The organism is Faunimonas sp. B44, assembly GCF_052655945.1.
In genome coordinates, this window is sequence record NZ_JBQYEX010000002.1 from 464,100 (window position 1) to 481,357 (window position 17,258).

The window sequence follows — 17,258 nt, forward strand, 5'->3', positions numbered from 1 at the left end:
GGGGCACCTCGCCCGATGCATGGCGGAGGGCCTGCTGGCGCGCCTCGCGACGCAGCGGCTCTCGGAGATCCTGAGCGAGCACCCGTTCTCTGTCGAGCGGAGTGGCGTCGATCACTATCGGCTGGATGGCGGATCGGCGCCAGCCCGTCATGCCCGCCGGTCGCTCACGCATTGAAGCGTACGGCGCCGGTTCGCTCGGTCCCGTAATGCCCGAGCTGGGCTGCCTTCTGCGCGAAGGCGGCCGTCCGTGTGAAGGCGAAGAGCGTCTGGAGCGGCGGCTCGAAATAGTCGCGCCGGCGGCAGGCGAGATCGAACCGCTCCCGGTGGAGGGGCACGAAGTCGAGGCCGAAACGTCGCGCGACCGCACCGATGGCGACGCCGCAGTCGACGACGCCGTCGGCGATTGCGGCGCCGACATCCATGTCCGTCAGGGCCCAATGGCCGCAGACATTGAGCGCCTCCGGCCCGATGCCCGCCGCCGAGAGGAGCGCGTCCAGCAGCACCTGTGCGCCCGCCCCCTCCTGCCGCAGCACGATGCGCGGGCGGCGCTCCGCGAGGTCGCTCACGCCGCCGAGGCCGAGAGGATTGCCGCGCGCGACGACCAGGCCCTGATCGCGCTCGGCCCACTCGATCAGCACGAGGTCGTGCACGCCCGTCAGCGTGCACACGGCATCCCGGTTGTAGCCGTCGCCCGCGCCGTCCTTGAGATGCAGGCCGACGGCAACCGCCTCCGCGCCCCCGAACCGCTTCAGCCCGCGCGTGCTGCCCTCGAAGAGCGTTGCCAGCCCGCTGCCGGATTCACGCAGCGCCCATTCCAGCAGCGGGTCGCTCGACCCGCCCACGATCGGAGGGGGAGAGAGCACGCGGCCGTCCAGCGCATCGAGATTGGAATCGACCCATCGGTCGATCGCACGGCGCGGGAAGAGCAGTTTCCCCGTCGCGCGCGAGCATGGAATCGCCCGGCGCGCCACGAGGTCGTACACCGTCCGCTCCTTGATCCGCAGATAGGCAGCGACGTCCGCCGTGGTCAGATAGTCCATCCACTCCATCGCCGGGCTACCCGCTGCATTATCTTGCATTTCACTGCAGATCATACATCCCTTGCCCGAAGCAATCCAACAGGGATAATGCTTGCGACAGAATGCAGATGTCGCCCGACAATCCCTTCGTGATGGCGCTGGGCCTCATCCTGAGCGGCGACGCCGTGCTCGGCGAGATCGTCCTGCTCTCCCTCGCGGTGACGCTCGCGGCGCTTCTCATCTCCTGCATCATCGGCCTGCCGGCCGGCGCAGCGCTTGCCCTTGCGCGCTTTCCCGGCCGCTCGCTCCTCGTCGTGGCCTTCAACGCGCTCATGGGCCTGCCGCCGGTGGTCGCAGGGCTCCTCGTCTACCTGGTCCTGTCGCGGTCGGGGCCGCTCGGCGCGCTCGGGATCCTGTTCACGCCGACCGCGATGATCGTCGCGCAGACGCTGCTGATCACCCCGATCGTCCTGTCGCTCACCAGGCAGGTGGTCGAGGACCTCTGGCGCGAATACGAGGAACAGCTGCGCTCGCTCGGCACCTCCCGCAGCAGAGCGATCCCGACGCTGCTCTGGGACGGCCGCTTCAGCCTGATCACCGCCGTTCTCGCGGGCTTCGGGCGAGCGAGCGCGGAGGTCGGCGCCATCCTCATCGTCGGCGGCAACATCGCCGGCTACACGCGCACCATGACGACGGCGATCGCGCTCGAGACGAGCAAGGGCGATCTCGCGCTGGCGCTCGGCCTCGGGATCGTCCTGCTGGCGATCACGCTTTCGCTGAACGGCGCCGCCTTCGTGACCGGGCGGCTCGCCCAGAAGGCGACGGGGTGAGCGGGATGCATGGCGGCTTCAGCATCCTTCCGCTGCGCGCCGAGGCGCTCACCTATGCCGTGCCCGGCAAGACCCTGGTCGACGGCGTCTCGTTCCGGATCGAGCGCGGCAGCCGCACGATCGTCATGGGCCCGAACGGGGCGGGCAAGAGCCTTCTGCTGCGCCTCTGCCACGGGCTCCTCCAGCCCAGTGCAGGGTCGATCCGCTGGAACGCCGCCGCCGCGGCGGGCGGGCGGAAGCGCCACGCCATGGTGTTCCAACGGCCCGTCATGCTGCGCCGCTCCGCGCTCGGAAACCTGACCTACGCCCTCGGCCTCACCGAAGGCTCGCGCGCCGATCGCCAGTCGCGGGCGCAGGAGGCGCTCGACCGGTACGGCCTTGAGGCGCTTGCCCGCCGGCCGGCCCGCCTCCTCTCCGGCGGCGAGCAGCAGCGCCTCGCCATGGCGCGCGCCTGGGCGCTCGATCCGGAGCTCATGTTCCTCGACGAGCCGACCTCCGCACTCGACCCCGCCGCCAAGCGCGCCGTCGAGGACATGATCCAGGCGTTCCATGCGGACGGGATGACGATCGTCATGACGACGCACGATCTCGGCCAGGCGCGCCGGCTCGCCGACGAGGTGCTGTTCCTGCATCACGGCCGGCTCCTGGAGCAGACGCCGGCAGACGAGTTCTTCGAGCGCCCGCGGTCGGAAGCCGCGCGTGCCTTCATAAAGGGCAAGCTCCTGTGGTGAGCCTGCCGATCAAGAGCGGAAAATGGACATGAGTTTCCTGGCACGCACCTTCATCGCGGGCGCGATCGCGCTCGGCACATTCACCGGCACGGCCGCCGCGCAGGAGCGGTTCATCACGGTCGCCTCGACCACGTCCACCGAGCAGTCCGGGCTCTTCGGCCACATCCTGCCGATCTTCAAGGCGAGGACCGGGATCGAGGTCCGGGTGATCGCGCAGGGCACCGGACAGGCGCTCGACACCGGCCGCCGCGGCGACGCCGACGTGGTCTTCGTCCACGCCAAGGCGGCGGAGCAGCAGTTCGTGGGCGAAGGGCATGGCGTCGAGCGCAAGGAGGTCATGTACAACGATTTCGTCATCGTCGGCCCGGGCGAGGACCCGGCCGGGATCAGGGGCGGGAACGATGCGGCGGCCGCCCTGAAGAAGATCGCCGACGCCGGCGCCACCTTCGCCTCCCGCGGCGACAAGTCCGGCACGCACCAGGCCGAGCTCGCGCTCTGGAAAGAGGCGGGCGTCGCGCCGTCCGGCAGCTGGTACCGCGAACTCGGGACCGGCATGGGACCGACGCTCAACACCTCGGCCGAGATGCCCGCTTACACCCTCACCGACCGCGCCACCTGGCTCTCCTTCCAGAACCGCCGCGGGCTCGAGATTGTGGTCGAGGGCGACCCGAAGCTCTTCAACCAGTACGGCGTCATCCTGGTCAATCCGGAGAAGCACCCGCATGTGAAGGTCGACGACGGAACGGCCTTCATCGACTGGCTGGTGTCGCCGGAGGGCCAGGACGCGATCGCGGAGTACAGGATCGGCGGCGAACAGCTGTTCTTCCCGAACGCGCGCACGAACTGACGCGAGGGCACTCCGGAAGCGCACCCGGGGGCGCCGCCTTCTCCGCGTAAGGGCAGCTCAGCGCGTCAGCGCGTCCATCGCCGCGCCGGAGACCCGCGCGCCCGGGCGCACCCCGGTGGCCGCGGCCCGCCCGGCATTGATCTCCAGCACATAGCGGGCCGGCACGTTTGAGCTGATGATCCGTTCCGACAGCGGCGTGGTGCGGCGCGCGATGCTCTTCACCGTGCCGTCCTCGCCGATGAACACCATGTCGAGCGGCAGGTAGGTGTTCCGCATCCACATGGTGATCTCGCGTTCGGTGTCGAAGTCGAACAGCATGCCTTCGTCCGCGCCCATCTCGCGGCGGAACATCAGGCCCCTTGAACGTGCCTCCGGCGTCACGGCGAGTTCGACCATGAAGGTGTGGCTGCCATCGGGGCCGGCGATCTCGAGCGGCAGGCGCTCGCCCGTCGCGGCGGGCGCGGATGCGGCGGAAGCGAGCAGCGCGGCGCCGGCCAGCGCAGCGATGAAGGTCGGCCCGGCCATTGCGATCGCGTGCTCTCAGTGGGAGACGGGGACGTTCCCGCCGCTATGAGGCCGGATCTCCGCGACCGTCAAGCCCTTCGGCCCCTCGCCGTAGCGTATGAGGACCGTCTGGCCCGGCCGCAATTCGGCGAGGCCGTACTGCCGGAGCGTTTCCATGTGCACGAAGATGTCGGGGCAGCCTTCGCCTTCCGTGACGAAGCCGTAGCCGCGGATCCGGTTGAACCACTTCACGGTGGCGGAAACGAACGGGCTCGTGGCGGTGACGGCCGCGCGCTGGCGGGCGGGCGGCAGGAGCGAGGGCGGCGGCGCAGCGCTCTCGTCCATGGAGAGAACACGGAAGCATTGCAGCCCCCTGGGCCCCGGCGTCACCTCGCACACTACGCGCGCGCCTTCGTAAGCGGTCTGGAACCCGTCGCGGCGGAGGCAGGTGACATGCAGGAGCACATCCCCCATGCCGTTGTCCGGGATGATGAACCCATAGCCCTTGGCGATGTCGAACCACTTGATGACGCCGCCGATCATCGTGACGTCGACCGGACTGTCGTCGGCCATCACGCCGGCTGGAATCTCCTCCGTCGCTTTCGCCACCATCTCGCCCCCTCTCCGTTCGAGGAACGCACAAGCGCAGTGCGGGATCGACGTCAGGTCTGTCGCCTAAGCTTGATTCGCCGACAAACATAACATTGGCAGAGACGGCCAAGACAAGAGCCCATTCCGCAATAAACAACACAATCCACTACTGCGCCGCGAGGCCAGGAAAAAGTTCAGTGAAGATTTCACCAATCGACCGCCGCAACACGAGGCTGGCGACATCGTCGAGCGGCGTCGGCTCGCGATTGACGATCACCAAATCGGCGCCGGCCTCGCGGGCGAGTAGCGGGATGGTCGCAGCCGGGTGGACGACGAGGGATGAGCCGATCGCCAGCACCAGGTCGGAACGCTCCGCGAAGCGGACGGCTCTCGCCATCTCCGCCTCCGGCATGGCCTGGCCGAACGAGACCACCGCCGCCTTGACCAGCCCCCCGCATGCGGGACAGCGCGGGCAGCGCCTCTCCGCCTCGATCAGCGCCCTCGCCTCCCCGAGTTCCATGCGGCGGCCGCAATCAAGGCATCGGCCGTGAGTGGCGTTGCCGTGAAGCTCGACGAGGCGGTCGGCCGGAATGCCCGAGCGCGCATGGAGCCCGTCGATGTTCTGCGTGACGACGGCGACATCGCGGCCCTCGTCCAGCAGCATGGCGAGCGCGCGATGGCCGGCATTCGGCTCTGCGCGCGCGAAGTCCGCGTTCATCACGAAGCGGCGGCGCCAGTCCTCCAGGCGGCTTTCCTCCGAGGCGACGAACTCCTGGTAGGTGATCGGCGCCATCCGGCTCCAGATGCCGCCCGGGCTGCGGAAATCGGGGATGCCCGATTCGGTCGAGATGCCGGCGCCGGTGAAGGCGAGGATCCGATCCGCGCCGGACATCAGCCTGCGGAGCGCGTCGATGCCATTGCCCTCGCTGCGCCGCGCCATATGCTCCTTCCGACCCGTTCGTCCCACGCAAAGGAGGATCCGATGCGCTATCTCCACACCATGGTGCGCGTCGCCGATGTCGACAAGGCGCTCGACTTCTACTGCAGCACGCTCGGGATGAAGGAGGTCAGGCGGACCGAGAGCGAGCAAGGGCGGTACACGCTGATTTTCCTGGCGGCGCCCGAGGACGCCGGCCGGGCGGAACAGGAGCGCGCGCCGCTCCTCGAGCTCACCTACAACTGGGATCCGGAAGCCTATGGCGAGGGCCGCAATTTCGGCCATCTCGCCTTCGAGGTGGACGACATCTACGCGCTCTGCGACCGCCTCCGGTCGGCGGGCGTCACGATCAACCGACCGCCGCGCGACGGGCGCATGGCCTTCGTCCGTTCCCCCGACAACATCTCCATCGAGCTCCTGCAGAAGGGTGCGGCCCGGCCGCCGCAGGAGCCCTGGGCGTCGATGGGCAATACGGGCCATTGGTAACCGCGCGACGGCTCTCCATATCAGCGGGCGATATGGACAAGCGGCGTGTTGGAGACGCTTGCCGACCTCCGGCACCGTCCCTATAAGCGCGCCCAGCGAAGCACCCTTCGTCTAGCGGTCCAGGACGCCGCCCTTTCACGGCGGAAACACGGGTTCGATTCCCGTAGGGTGTACCACTTCCCTCTCAGGCAGCCGTGCCGTGGCACGGCCCCGACACCGGCGCACGCGATCGAGCCCGCCGGACGATGCCGACGGGCTCTCTCTCACTTCTTCAATCGCCCGTCGCAGGCCCGGACGGCTCGCGCGTGGCGTGGGCTATTCGTCAGGCCGCGGTCAGTAGGACCGGCTCCAGTAATCGTCGTCCTTGGCGAGCCAATCGTTCACCTGGCGATCGGCCTCGTCCTTCGCGATCCCGTAGCGCTCCTGGATGCGTCCGACCAGCTGGTCGCGGCGGCCCTCGACGACGTCGAAATCGTCGTCGGTGAGCTTGCCCCACTGGGTCTTCGCGTGACCCTTGAACTGCTTCCAGTTGCCTTCGATGCGATCCCAATTCATTGCGATGCCTCCAAATTTCTGTCTCCGGGCAACGTGTTCGGGACCGTACGGTTCCGCGCTTCCTGCAGGGTTCGACACCTCATGACATTGCGCCGCACGCGGGCGGGCACTCCCCGATGTCCGCGGCATTGTGGGGAAGATCGCGGTGCACGCTTCCGGCACGTTGTGCCCCTGCGAAGCCGCTGCTACGCTTCGGCGCGCGCCGGGCTTTCCGGCTCGCCGCCGCATGGTTAACGACGTTTCAGCGACAGCGCCGGCTACAGGCGCGGGGGATCGGCCGCACATGGAATATTTCCTGCAGCAGCTCATCAACGGGCTGACGCTGGGTTCGATCTACGGTCTCATCGCCATCGGCTACACGATGGTCTACGGCATCATCGGCATGATCAACTTCGCCCATGGCGACGTGTTCATGGTCGGCTCGTTCATCGCGCTCACGATGATCGTGATCCTCGGGCTGACGGCCGCCTCCGGGCTCGGCCTGATCATCCTGGCGCTGATCCTCGTGCTCGTGATCGCGATGGTGTTCACCTCCGTCTGGGGCTGGACGGTCGAGAGGCTCGCCTACCGGCCGCTGAGGGGCTCCTTCCGGCTCGCGCCGCTGATCACGGCCATCGGCATGTCGATCGTGCTGCAGAACTTCGTCCAGATCACGCAGGGCGCGCGGGTGAAGCCGCTGCAGCCGATCGTGAGCGGCGGCGTCACGGTGCTCCAGGGCGACGTCGCCGGCGGCCGCATCGTGGTGCAGCTCTCCTACATGCAGATCATCATCATCGTCACCACGGTCACGCTGATGGCGGCGTTCTCGCTGCTCATCGCCAAGACGCCGCTCGGCAGGGCGCAGCGCGCCTGCGAGCAGGACGCCAAGATGGCGTCGCTGCTCGGCGTGAACGTCGACCGCACAATCTCGCTCACCTTCGTCATGGGCGCCGCGCTCGCCGCCGTCGCAGGCACCATGTACCTCCTCTATTACGGCGTGATCGACTTCTACATCGGCTTCCTGGCGGGGGTTAAGGCGTTCACCGCGGCCGTCCTCGGCGGCATCGGATCCCTGCCCGGCGCGATGCTGGGCGGCCTGCTGATCGGCCTCATCGAGACGTTCTGGTCGGGCTATTTCAGCGTCGAGTACAAGGACGTGGCGGCCTTCTCCATCCTCGCCATCGTGCTCATCTTCCTTCCCTCCGGGCTGCTCGGCCGGCCCGAGGTGGAGAAGGTCTGATGGCGGCGGGCGACGCCGCGGCCGGCGCCAGCGACCTGCGCGAGGCCGGCGCCGAGATCGAGGACGAGAACAGGCGCGACGCATTCGCCGGCGAACCGCCCTTCAAGACCCACCCGGCCCGCGGCTCGCGCCTCGCCGCGGCGCTGAAGGACGCGGCGATCGCGGCGGCGCTCGCCGGCGCGCTCGGGTTCTTCTTCCTCGGCATGCGCACCGACATCCGCCCCGGCGGGCTGGCGCTCACCACGCGCTGGACGACGCTCTTCGTGGCGGTCGCCATCGTCTTCGTGGGCCGGCTGCTGCTGAAGCTCTTCGTCTTCCCCGAGACCCGGCCCCGTCTCAAGGCGCCTTCGGGCGCCGGCGCGGCCGAGTTCATGGCGCGCCTCGGGCGCCTCTTCGGCCCGCTCCTCCTCCTCGTCGCGCTCGCACTGCCCTTCATCCTCTCGTCGTTCTTCCCTGCCCAGAACCGGCAATATCTCGATCTCGCGATCCTGATCCTGACCTATGTGATGCTCGGCTGGGGGCTCAACATCGTGGTCGGGCTCGCCGGCCTGCTCGACCTCGGCTACGTCGCGTTCTACGCCGTCGGCGCCTATTCCTTCGCGCTGCTGGCGCAGAACTTCGGGCTGGGCTTCTGGCTCTGCCTGCCCCTCGCCGGGATCCTCGCCGCCTTCTGGGGGATCATTCTCGGCTTTCCGGTCCTGCGCCTGCGGGGCGACTATCTGGCCATCGTGACGCTCGCCTTCGGCGAGATCATCCGCGTCGTGCTGCTCAACTGGTACGACTTCACGGGCGGGCCGAACGGCATTTCGGGCATTCCGAAGCCCACCCTCTTCGGCATGGACTTCACGCGCGGCGAGGACGGCGTCGCCGCCTTCCTGGGCATCCCGTACAGCTCCATCCACCGCTTCGTCTTCCTCTACTACATCATCCTCGCGCTCGCCCTCCTCACCAACTTCGTGACGCTGCGGCTCAGGCGGCTGCCCGTCGGGCGCGCCTGGGAGGCGCTCAGGGAGGACGAGATCGCCTGCCGCTCGCTCGGCATCAACACCACCAACACGAAGCTCACGGCGTTCGCGACCGGGGCGATGTTCGGCGGCTTCGCCGGCTCGTTCTTCGCGACGCGGCAGGGCTTCATCTCGCCGGAGAGCTTCACCTTCATCGAATCGGCCATCATCCTCGCCATCGTGGTGCTCGGCGGGCTCGGCTCCCAGATCGGCGTCGTGGTGGCGTCGGTCGTCATGATCGGCGGCATGGAGATGCTGAGGAATCTCGGCTTCCTGCGCGACATCTTCGGCCCGAATTTCGACCCGACGCAGTACCGCATGCTGATCTTCGGGCTCGCGATGGTCATCATCATGGTCTGGAAGCCGCGCGGTCTGGTCTCGAGCCGCGAGCCGTCGGCGGTCCTCAAGGAACGCAAGCGGATCGGCGCCGACATGGTCGCCCAGGGCGAGGGCCATTGATGGCTGACACGGCCCTGCCCCGCTGGAACCTCGACCCGATCCTGACGGTCGAGCACCTGATGATGCGGTTCGGCGGACTGACCGCCGTGAACGACCTCTCCTTCAATGTCGGGCGGGGCGACATCACGGCGCTGATCGGCCCCAACGGCGCCGGCAAGACCACCGTCTTCAACTGCGTGACCGGGTTCTACAAGCCGACCAGCGGCCGCATCGTCATGCGCCACGGCGAGAACGTGGAGGCCGCCCTCATCGAGGACATCACCCGTTCCGGCCGGCAGTACCTGGCGCGCGACGGCAAGGCCGCCTTCCTGCTGGAGCGGATGCCGGACTTCAGCATCACGCACCACGCCAGGGTCGCGCGCACGTTCCAGAACATCCGCCTGTTCGGCGGCATGACGGTGCTCGAGAACCTGCTCGTCGCGCAGCACAACAAGCTGATGGTCGCCTCGAACTATACGATCGGCGGCGTGTTCATGCTGCCCGGCTACCGGCGGGCCAAGCAGGAGGCGATCGACAAGGCCGTCTACTGGCTGGAGCGCGTCCGGCTGGTCGACCGCGCCGACGACCCGGCGGGCGACCTCCCCTACGGCGCGCAGCGTCGGCTGGAGATCGCCCGCGCGATGTGCACGGAGCCGCAGCTCCTCTGCCTCGACGAGCCGGCGGCCGGCCTCAACCCGCGGGAATCGGCCGAGCTCAACGATCTCCTGCAGTACATCCGTCGCGAGCACGGCGTCTCCGTGCTCCTCATCGAGCACGACATGGGCGTGGTCATGGAGATTTCGGATCACGTGGTCGTGCTCGACTACGGCGTGAAGATCTCCGACGGCTCGGCCGAGGCGGTGCGCAACGATCCCAAGGTGATCGCCGCCTATCTCGGGGTCGAGGACGAGGAGGTCGAGGAGGTGGAGACGGCGCTCGACAAGGGTGAGGTGAACCTATGACGGCCGCAACGACGGTCGCTCCGGGGCAGCCGCTCCTCTCGGTGCGCGGCGTCCACACCTATTACGGCAAGATCGTCGCGCTGCGCGGCGTCGACGTCGATGTCCCTGCCGGCGAGGTCGTGGCCCTCATCGGCGCCAACGGGGCCGGCAAGTCTACGCTGATGATGACGATCTGCGGCAATCCGCGGGCGCGGGAAGGACGCGTCTTCTTCGACGGCGAGGACATCACGGACCTCCCGACCCACGAGATCATGTCGAAGGCGATCGCGCAGTCGCCGGAGGGGCGGCGCATCTTCCCTCGCATGACGGTGATCGAGAACCTCCAGATGGGCGCGGCGATCACCCGGTTCGAGCATTTCGACGAGGATCTGCGCCGCGTCTACGACCTGTTCCCGCGCCTCAAGGAGCGGCAGAACCAGCGCGGCGGCACCCTGTCCGGCGGCGAGCAGCAGATGCTGGTCATCGCGCGGGCGCTGATGAGCCGGCCGCGCCTGCTTCTCCTCGACGAGCCGTCGCTTGGCCTGGCGCCGCTGGTGGTGAAGCAGATCTTCTCCGTCATAGGGGAGCTCAACCGCAACGAGGGGCTGACGGTCTTCCTCGTCGAGCAGAACGCCTTTCATGCGTTGCGCCTCGCCGACCGCGGCTACGTCATGGTCAACGGCCGGATCACCATGTCCGGCACCGGCCGCGAGCTGCTCGCGCGCGAGGAGGTGCGGGCCGCCTATCTGGAGGGCGGGCGGCATTGAAGGGGCAGGAATGACAGCGCTCTGGGAAGTCTCGATCGTCGAATTCCTGCTCGTGACGCTGTTCCTCGGCGGCGGCGCGGCGTGGCTCACCGGACGGGCGACGGCCCGGGTCTGGTCGCCGTGGTGGCAGCTCGCCCTCTACGTCCTGCTGCTGACGGCGGCGGCGCGCTTCATCCATTTCAGCCTGTTCGGCGGCTCGTTCTTCCTGCCGCTCCGGACCTTCGACACGGCCCTCTACTACTACCTCGTCGATCTCGTGGTGCTCGGGGCGCTCGCCGCACTCGGCCGGCAGCTCACGCGCTCCCGCCAGATGGCGACGCAGTACGGTTTCCTCTCCGGCAAGGGCGGATAGGGATCGCGCCCATAGCCGCGCAAATCCCCCGTCGGGGCGCACGCGCACCCCGTATCTTTCGGCCCGGAAATCCGCTTAAATGCGCCGCAGGGTAGGCTTTTCGGCCTATCGGAACATTGTCCGGCGGCGCCAGGGGACGCTTGCCGGAACTTCTGAGCCAGAGGGAGACGTCATGAAGAAAGCTCTGTTGACCAGTGCCGCATTCTGCTTTGCGATGACCGGCGCCGCGTGGGCCGACATCCTGATCGCGACGGCGGGTCCGATGACCGGCCAGTACGCCGCGTTCGGCGCCCAGATGAAGGCGGGCGCCGAGCAGGCCGTCGAGGACATCAACGCCGCCGGCGGCGTGAACGGCGAGAAGCTCGTCCTGGAGATCGGCGACGATGCCTGCGACCCGCGCCAGGCGGTGGCAGTCGCGAACCAGCTCGCCGGCAAGGGCGTGGTCTTCGTGGCCGGCCATTTCTGCTCCGGCTCGTCGATCCCGGCATCCGCGGTCTATTCGGAGGAAGGCATCATTCAGATCTCGCCGGCCTCCACCAACCCGACCTTCACCGAAGAGCGGCCGGGCCCCGGCATCTATCGCGTCTGCGGCCGTGACGACCAGCAGGGCGCCGTCGCCGGCGAGTACCTCGCCAGCCATTTCGGCGACAAGAAGATCGCGATCGTCCACGACAAGACCGCCTACGGCAAGGGTCTCGCCGACGAGACGATGAAGGCGATGGAAGCGGCCGGCAAGAAGGCCGATCTCTACGAGGCCTATACCGCCGGCGAAAAGGACTACACGGCGCTCGTCTCCAAGCTGAAGCAGGAGGGCATCGGGATCCTCTATGTCGGCGGCTATCACACCGAGGCCGGCCTGATGGCGCGCCAGATGCGCGATCAGGGCATGGACACGATCATCGTGTCGGGCGACGCGCTCGTAACCGACGAGTACTGGGCGATCACCGGCGACGCCGGCGAGGGCACGCTCATGACGTTCTCGCCCGACCCGCGCAAGAGCGAGAAGGCTGCGCCGATCGTCGAGAAGTTCCGCGCCAAGAACATCGAGCCGGAGGGCTATGTCCTCTACACCTATGCCGCGATCCAGGCTTGGGCCGAGGCCGTCACCAAGGCCGGCTCTACGGAGTTCGACCCGGTCGTGGCGGCGCTCGACGAGGGCCAGTTCGACACCGTCCTCGGCAATCTCGAGTTCGACGACAAGGGCGACGTGACCCTGCCCGGCTACGTCTTCTACGAATGGAAGGACGGCCAGTACGACTATCTCGAGGGCGCGGACGCCGGTGGCGCCGACCCGCAGAAGAAGTCCTGACCGTTCCGCGCTGCGGATCGAAAGCTCGGCCCCGGCGCACCGCGCCGGGGCTCTTCCATCCTGACACCATCAGGAGTCCGGATCGAGCCGCCGCCGCGGCGAGGGCCTTGAGATGGCTACCGAATTCCAGGTCCTGCCCGGGCTCGCGATCGGCCACGCGACCGATCCTGCGCTGAAGTCCGGGACGACGGTCTTCCTTCCCGACCGGCCGGCCATTGCCGCGGTCCACGTTGCCGGCGGCGCGCCGGGCACGCGCGAGACCGACCTCCTCCTGCCGGAAGCCACGGTTGGAAGGGTGGACGCGATCACCCTCTCCGGAGGCTCGGCGTTCGGGCTTGCCGCCGCCGACGGCGTCGTGGCCTGGCTGGCGGCGCACGGGCGCGGCTTCGAAGTCGGCGGCATGCGGGTGCCGATCGTCCCTGCCGCCATCCTCTTCGACCTCGCGAACGGCGGGGACAAGAGCGCGCTCCGCGACCCCGGCCGCTCGACATCGGTCTACCGCGAACTCGGCCTCGCCGCTTGCGCCGCCGCTGGCCCATCCGTCGCGCTCGGCACCGCCGGCGGCGGCACCGGGGCGTTCACCGCGGACCTGAAGGGCGGCTTCGGCGCCGCTGCCGCCGCCCTGCCCTCAGGCGCGACCGTCCAGGCCTTCGTCGCCGCCAACCCTTTCGGCCGCGTGACGCTCGGCACGACGCCGCATTTCCGCGCCGGCGCCTTCGAGCGCGACGGGGAGTTCGGCAATCTCGGATTGCCGGGTGTTCTACCGGAGGATGCGGGTCGGGCGGTGACCAAGCGCGATGTCGGCATGGGTGGCAACACCACGATCGCCGTGATCGCCACCGATCTCGCCGTCGACGCCGCACAAGCGAAACGGGTTGCGATTGCCGCCCATGACGGGCTCGCGCTCGCGATCTATCCCGTCCACACGCCGCTCGACGGGGATACCGTGTTCGTCGTCTCGACCGGCAAGCTGCCCCTCGAGGACAGGGTGTACGGCCTCGCCGATCTCGCGGCGGCAGCGAGCGCGACGCTCGCACGGGCGATCAGCCGCGCCGTCTACGAGGCCGAGCCGGCCCCGGGAGACCCCTCGCCGACATGGAAGGCGCGCTATGGCCCTCCGTGAAACCATTCTGGCCGACAGGTCCGGGTGCGGCCGCCCCCCGTCCGCTCCCGTCGCAGGACGATGACCGGCTCGCCGCCTCTCGATCCGGGAGACATCCGGATCCTCCGGGTGCTGCAGCGCGACGCCTCGCTGCCAGTCAGCGAAGTCGCCCGGCTCGCCGGCATGAGCCAGACGCCCGCCTGGCGCCGGATCAAGCGCCTCAAGGAAACCGGCGCGATCCGCGGCGTCGTGGCCCTCGTCGACCGCCATGCCGTCGGGCTCAATTTCGTCGCCTATGCCTTCGTGAAGCTGGGCGTGCCCAGCCGCCAGAACATGGAAGTCTTCGACCGGATGGTGAACACCTGGCCGGAGGTCCTTCTGTGCGAACGCATAACGGGTGCGGTCGACTATCTGATCAAGGTCGTCACCAGGGACATCCAGTCCTATGACGAGTTCCTGCGCTTCAAGCTCCTCGACAACGATCTGGTGACGGACGTGCAGTCGCGCATCGTCGTTGCGACGGTGAAGGACACGCCGGCGCTCCCGGTCCGCGAGACGTGACCGGGAGGCCGCCGGCCTCCGGCCGGCATCGCTCCCTCGACGCCGATGCGGCGATGGGGCATTGAGCGGCGCGTGGTCCGGCGTCTCACCCTCCCGCTCGCCTACGGCCTGGCGCTCGCCGCCAGCTTCTCGGCCGCCTGGTTCGCGCTCGAGCGGCCGGCGAGCGCGCGCTTCGCCGCCTCCGCGCTGCTCCTGTTCGTCGCAGCGAGCATGGCGGCCATCCTGACGCGGATCGCCCTGGCCTGGCTCGACCGCAGGCCGGACACGTCGCGTCTCGCCGCCGCGCTGCTCGGCCTCTTCGGCGGGACGTCGGCGCTGGCGAGCTTCCTGCTCTTTGTCGTCCACGTCGCCACCACCGAGATCCCGTGGGACATCTCGCTTGGGCACTTCGTCTTCTGGACATTGATCCAGGGGGCGGGAGCCATATACGTGTATCTCACGATCGTCGGCTGGCTGCTCCTGCCGGCGGGCGTACCGGCGACGCTCCTGTTCGCATTCCTCCTCGCGCGCCGCCCGCGGTGAGGGAGGCGCGTCGCCTCTCCTGCCCGGCGGCCAATACCGAGAAGGGCGGCGCATGATCCCACGCTACAGCCGGCCGGAGATGGTCGCGATCTGGACACCGGAGACGCGGTTCCGGATCTGGTTCGAGATCGAGGCGCATGCGCTCGACGCGATGGCCGATCTCGGGCTCGTGCCGAAGGAGGCCGCCGAAACCGTCTGGGCGAAGGGGCGCGAGGCGGTGTTCGACGTCGCCCGCATCGACGAGATCGAGCGCGAGGTGAAGCACGACGTCATCGCCTTCCTGACCCATCTCGCCGAACTGGTCGGCCCGGAAGCGCGCTTCGTCCATCAGGGCATGACGTCCTCCGACGTGCTGGACACCTGCCTCAGCGTCCAGCTCGTCCGCGCCGCCAACATCCTGCTCGCCGACATCGACGGCCTGCTCGCTGCCATCAAGCGGCGCGCCTTCGAGCACAGGATCACCCCGACGATCGGCCGCTCGCACGGCATCCATGCCGAGCCGACGACCTTCGGGCTGAAGCTCGCCCAGGCCTATGCCGAGTTCGCCCGGGCGCGCCGGCGGCTCCATGCGGCACGGGAGGAGATCGCGACCTGCGCGATCTCCGGCGCGGTGGGGACGTTCGCGAACATCGACCCGCGCGTGGAGGAGCACGTGGCCCGCGCCATGGGCCTGCACCCGGAGCCGATCTCGACGCAGGTCATCCCGCGCGACCGGCATGCGATGTTTTTCGCCACCCTCGCCGTCGTCGCCTCCTCCGTGGAGCGCCTTGCCACCGAAATCCGCCATCTGCAGCGCACCGAGGTGCTCGAGGCGGAGGAGTACTTCTCGCCGGGCCAGAAGGGTTCCTCCGCCATGCCGCACAAGCGGAACCCGGTGCTCACGGAGAACCTGACCGGCCTCGCCCGGATGGTGCGCGCCTACGCGCTGCCGGCGATGGAGAACGTCGCCCTCTGGCACGAACGCGACATTTCCCACTCCTCGGTGGAGCGCATGATCGCGCCCGACGCCACCGTGACGCTCGACTTCGCGCTCGCGCGCCTCACGAGCGTGATCGACAAGCTCGTCGTCTATCCCGAGGCGATGCAGCGCAATCTCGATCGCCTGGGCGGGCTCGTCCATTCGCAGCGCGTGCTCCTCGCGCTCACGCAGGCCGGCGTCTCGCGCGAGGACGCCTATCGCCTCGTCCAGCGCAATGCGATGAAGGTGTGGAACGAGGGCGCGGACTTCCTCGCGGAACTGCTCGCGGACAGGGACGTTCGTGCCGCACTGTCCGAAGAGGCGATCCGGGAGAAGTTCGACCTCGGCTACCACACCAAGCATGTCGACACGATCTTCCGGCGCGTGTTCGGGATAGAGGCGGAATGAAGGTCGCGGAAGCCGACATCCTCATCGTCCCCGGCTTCACCGGGTCGGGCGACGACCACTGGCAGACGCGCTGGGAGCGCAACCTGTCGACGGCGCGGCGCGTGGAGCAGGCGGACTGGAGCCGGCCCGACAGGACCGAGTGGCCGGCGAGCCTGATCGCCCAGGCCAGGACCGCCGAGCGCCCCGCCGTCGTCGTCGCCCACAGCGTCGGCGTGATCGCCGCGGTGCTCGCCGCGCCGCACCTCGCCGACGTCGTCCGCGGCGCGTTCCTCGTCGCGCCGCCGGATCTCTCCGCCGTGACCGTGCCGGACGCATGCCGCTCCCTTGCGCCCGTGCCGGAGGACCCGCTCCCGTTCCCGTCCTTCCTCGTCGCGAGCCGGACCGACCCCTACTGCCCTTACGAAGCGGCGGCGGAAATGGCGAATGCCTGGGGCTCGTTCCTGCTCGACGCGGGCGATGCCGGCCACATCAACAGCGCGTCCGGACACGGCCCCTGGCCCGAGGGAACGCTCGTCTTCGCCCGCTTCATGCAGCAACTCTGACGCCCCGCGGCCGGGCGCCGCGATCCCGCCCATCTGCACAAAATGGGAACGATCGTCGCCGGCCGCCCGTTCTTCCGACGGGACTGAGCTCGTTGGAGAACAAAATGGCTGTTGCAAGACCGACCCGAGACGCGGACCGGTACCCCGAGCGGGACATCGCCGCGACCGACGCGACGCTTCGCGATCCGCTCGACCCGGCCGTCCCGGCTGCCGACCCGGCGATGCGCGCGCCGCATGACGGCGTCGCGCCGACGGGCGCCTACGGCGAGCGCGTCGACACGACCGGCACGGGCGAATATGTGCGGCCGGTGCCGCCGACGCGCCGCGACTTCGGCTGGCGCGCCATCCTCCTCGGCGTCGCCGCGTTCGCCCTCATCTTCCTGATCGCCGTCTTCGCCGGACTGTTCCAGCTCGGCGACAGCGAGACGACCGCTCCGCCGGCGCCGATGGCCGAGACGCCGAGCACCCAGAACCCGCTCGATTCCGATACGCCTGCCGATGCGGCGGGACCGGGCGCGGGCGCTCCGACCGGCGCGACCAATTCGGAGCCGGGCGCCATCGACGTCCCGGGGACCGGCGGCACGGGCGCGCCGGCCAACCAGTAAACCGCGCACCTGAACGAGGAACGGCCGGCG

Annotated in this window: 22 protein-coding genes and 1 tRNA gene; 18 read left to right on the plus strand and 5 right to left on the minus strand. The window is 68.9% G+C overall.

Annotated features, from left to right (window positions below; genetic code table 11):
- Positions 1–19: 19 nt before the first annotated feature.
- Positions 20–175: a hypothetical protein gene (locus ACUN0C_RS05420; RefSeq protein ID WP_445465297.1), complete on the plus strand. Its 156-nt coding sequence runs from the start codon at positions 20–22 to the stop codon at positions 173–175.
- Here ACUN0C_RS05420 and ACUN0C_RS05425 read toward each other — a convergent pair.
- Positions 165–1,079 carry a substrate-binding domain-containing protein gene (locus ACUN0C_RS05425; RefSeq protein ID WP_445465298.1) on the minus strand — a complete coding sequence of 305 codons (915 nt, stop codon included), beginning with the start codon at positions 1,077–1,079 and terminating at the stop codon, positions 165–167. The genes ACUN0C_RS05420 and ACUN0C_RS05425 overlap by 11 nt on opposite strands.
- A gap of 68 nt (positions 1,080–1,147) precedes the next feature.
- Between ACUN0C_RS05425 and ACUN0C_RS05430 the strand changes: the two genes are divergently transcribed.
- The 3 genes from ACUN0C_RS05430 to ACUN0C_RS05440 are packed head-to-tail and all read left to right on the plus strand — an operon-like array spanning position 1,148 to position 3,427.
- Positions 1,148–1,849 (plus strand): ABC transporter permease, encoded by a 702-nt coding sequence (locus tag ACUN0C_RS05430; protein WP_445465299.1) that lies wholly within the window; start codon positions 1,148–1,150, stop codon positions 1,847–1,849.
- Positions 1,850–1,854: 5 nt separating this feature from the next.
- Positions 1,855–2,580, plus strand: a complete 726-nt coding sequence (locus ACUN0C_RS05435) for an ATP-binding cassette domain-containing protein (RefSeq protein ID WP_445465446.1) — start codon at positions 1,855–1,857, stop codon at positions 2,578–2,580.
- Positions 2,581–2,608: 28 nt separating this feature from the next.
- Positions 2,609–3,427: a substrate-binding domain-containing protein gene (locus tag ACUN0C_RS05440; RefSeq protein WP_445465300.1), complete on the plus strand. Its 819-nt coding sequence runs from the start codon at positions 2,609–2,611 to the stop codon at positions 3,425–3,427.
- 57 nt (positions 3,428–3,484) lie between these two features.
- Here ACUN0C_RS05440 and ACUN0C_RS05445 read toward each other — a convergent pair whose 3' ends face one another.
- The 3 genes from ACUN0C_RS05445 to ACUN0C_RS05455 form a co-directional block, all read right to left on the minus strand.
- Positions 3,485–3,952 (minus strand): DUF192 domain-containing protein, encoded by a 468-nt coding sequence (locus tag ACUN0C_RS05445; RefSeq protein WP_445465301.1) that lies wholly within the window; start codon positions 3,950–3,952, stop codon positions 3,485–3,487.
- Between the two features lie 15 nt (positions 3,953–3,967).
- Complete coding sequence (locus ACUN0C_RS05450; protein WP_445465302.1) at positions 3,968–4,543, minus strand: cold-shock protein; 576 nt, start codon at positions 4,541–4,543, stop codon at positions 3,968–3,970.
- A gap of 145 nt (positions 4,544–4,688) precedes the next feature.
- Positions 4,689–5,462, minus strand: a complete 774-nt coding sequence (locus ACUN0C_RS05455) for an SIR2 family NAD-dependent protein deacylase (protein WP_445465303.1) — start codon at positions 5,460–5,462, stop codon at positions 4,689–4,691.
- Positions 5,463–5,504: 42 nt separating this feature from the next.
- Here ACUN0C_RS05455 and gloA point away from each other — a divergent pair, with 42 nt between their 5' ends.
- On the plus strand, positions 5,505–5,945 hold the full coding sequence (gene gloA / locus ACUN0C_RS05460; protein WP_445465304.1) for a lactoylglutathione lyase: 441 nt from the start codon (positions 5,505–5,507) through the stop codon (positions 5,943–5,945).
- 100 nt (positions 5,946–6,045) lie between these two features.
- Positions 6,046–6,121: transfer RNA gene (locus tag ACUN0C_RS05465), tRNA-Glu, on the plus strand.
- Positions 6,122–6,278: 157 nt separating this feature from the next.
- Here ACUN0C_RS05465 and ACUN0C_RS05470 read toward each other — a convergent pair.
- Positions 6,279–6,500, minus strand: a complete 222-nt coding sequence (locus ACUN0C_RS05470) for a CsbD family protein (RefSeq protein WP_445465305.1) — start codon at positions 6,498–6,500, stop codon at positions 6,279–6,281.
- 283 nt (positions 6,501–6,783) lie between these two features.
- On the opposite strand from ACUN0C_RS05470, the gene ACUN0C_RS05475 reads away from it, so the two are divergent.
- The 12 genes from ACUN0C_RS05475 to ACUN0C_RS05530 all read left to right on the plus strand — a co-directional run bounded on the left by ACUN0C_RS05475 (position 6,784) and on the right by ACUN0C_RS05530 (position 17,228).
- Positions 6,784–7,719 (plus strand): ABC transporter permease subunit, encoded by a 936-nt coding sequence (locus tag ACUN0C_RS05475; protein ID WP_445465306.1) that lies wholly within the window; start codon positions 6,784–6,786, stop codon positions 7,717–7,719.
- Positions 7,719–9,182, plus strand: coding sequence for a high-affinity branched-chain amino acid ABC transporter permease LivM (gene livM / locus ACUN0C_RS05480; RefSeq protein WP_445465307.1), 1,464 nt, complete (start codon positions 7,719–7,721; stop codon positions 9,180–9,182). The genes ACUN0C_RS05475 and livM overlap by 1 nt, the downstream gene beginning before the upstream one ends.
- On the plus strand, positions 9,182–10,123 hold the full coding sequence (locus tag ACUN0C_RS05485) for an ABC transporter ATP-binding protein (RefSeq protein WP_445465308.1): 942 nt from the start codon (positions 9,182–9,184) through the stop codon (positions 10,121–10,123). Before livM ends, ACUN0C_RS05485 begins: the two co-directional genes overlap by 1 nt.
- Complete coding sequence (locus ACUN0C_RS05490) at positions 10,120–10,869, plus strand: ABC transporter ATP-binding protein (protein ID WP_445465309.1); 750 nt, start codon at positions 10,120–10,122, stop codon at positions 10,867–10,869. Before ACUN0C_RS05485 ends, ACUN0C_RS05490 begins: the two co-directional genes overlap by 4 nt.
- A 10-nt stretch (positions 10,870–10,879) precedes the next feature.
- The gene (locus ACUN0C_RS05495; protein ID WP_445465310.1) at positions 10,880–11,221 is read left to right on the plus strand and encodes a DUF6867 family protein; all 342 of its coding nucleotides are present in this window, start codon (positions 10,880–10,882) and stop codon (positions 11,219–11,221) included.
- 172 nt (positions 11,222–11,393) lie between these two features.
- A complete protein-coding gene (locus tag ACUN0C_RS05500) occupies positions 11,394–12,530 on the plus strand; it encodes a branched-chain amino acid ABC transporter substrate-binding protein (protein WP_445465311.1) in 1,137 nt (378 codons plus the stop codon).
- Positions 12,531–12,642: 112 nt separating this feature from the next.
- Positions 12,643–13,653: a P1 family peptidase gene (locus ACUN0C_RS05505; RefSeq protein ID WP_445465312.1), complete on the plus strand. Its 1,011-nt coding sequence runs from the start codon at positions 12,643–12,645 to the stop codon at positions 13,651–13,653.
- Between the two features lie 60 nt (positions 13,654–13,713).
- Positions 13,714–14,193: an Lrp/AsnC family transcriptional regulator gene (locus tag ACUN0C_RS05510; RefSeq protein WP_445465313.1), complete on the plus strand. Its 480-nt coding sequence runs from the start codon at positions 13,714–13,716 to the stop codon at positions 14,191–14,193.
- 72 nt (positions 14,194–14,265) lie between these two features.
- Positions 14,266–14,715: a hypothetical protein gene (locus ACUN0C_RS05515; protein WP_445465314.1), complete on the plus strand. Its 450-nt coding sequence runs from the start codon at positions 14,266–14,268 to the stop codon at positions 14,713–14,715.
- A gap of 52 nt (positions 14,716–14,767) precedes the next feature.
- Positions 14,768–16,081: an adenylosuccinate lyase gene (gene purB, locus ACUN0C_RS05520; protein ID WP_445465315.1), complete on the plus strand. Its 1,314-nt coding sequence runs from the start codon at positions 14,768–14,770 to the stop codon at positions 16,079–16,081.
- A complete protein-coding gene (locus tag ACUN0C_RS05525) occupies positions 16,078–16,623 on the plus strand; it encodes an RBBP9/YdeN family alpha/beta hydrolase (RefSeq protein ID WP_445465316.1) in 546 nt (181 codons plus the stop codon). The genes purB and ACUN0C_RS05525 overlap by 4 nt, the downstream gene beginning before the upstream one ends.
- Positions 16,624–16,727: 104 nt before the next feature.
- Positions 16,728–17,228 carry a hypothetical protein gene (locus ACUN0C_RS05530; protein ID WP_445465317.1) on the plus strand — a complete coding sequence of 167 codons (501 nt, stop codon included), beginning with the start codon at positions 16,728–16,730 and terminating at the stop codon, positions 17,226–17,228.
- The last annotated feature ends 30 nt before the right edge of the window (positions 17,229–17,258 follow it).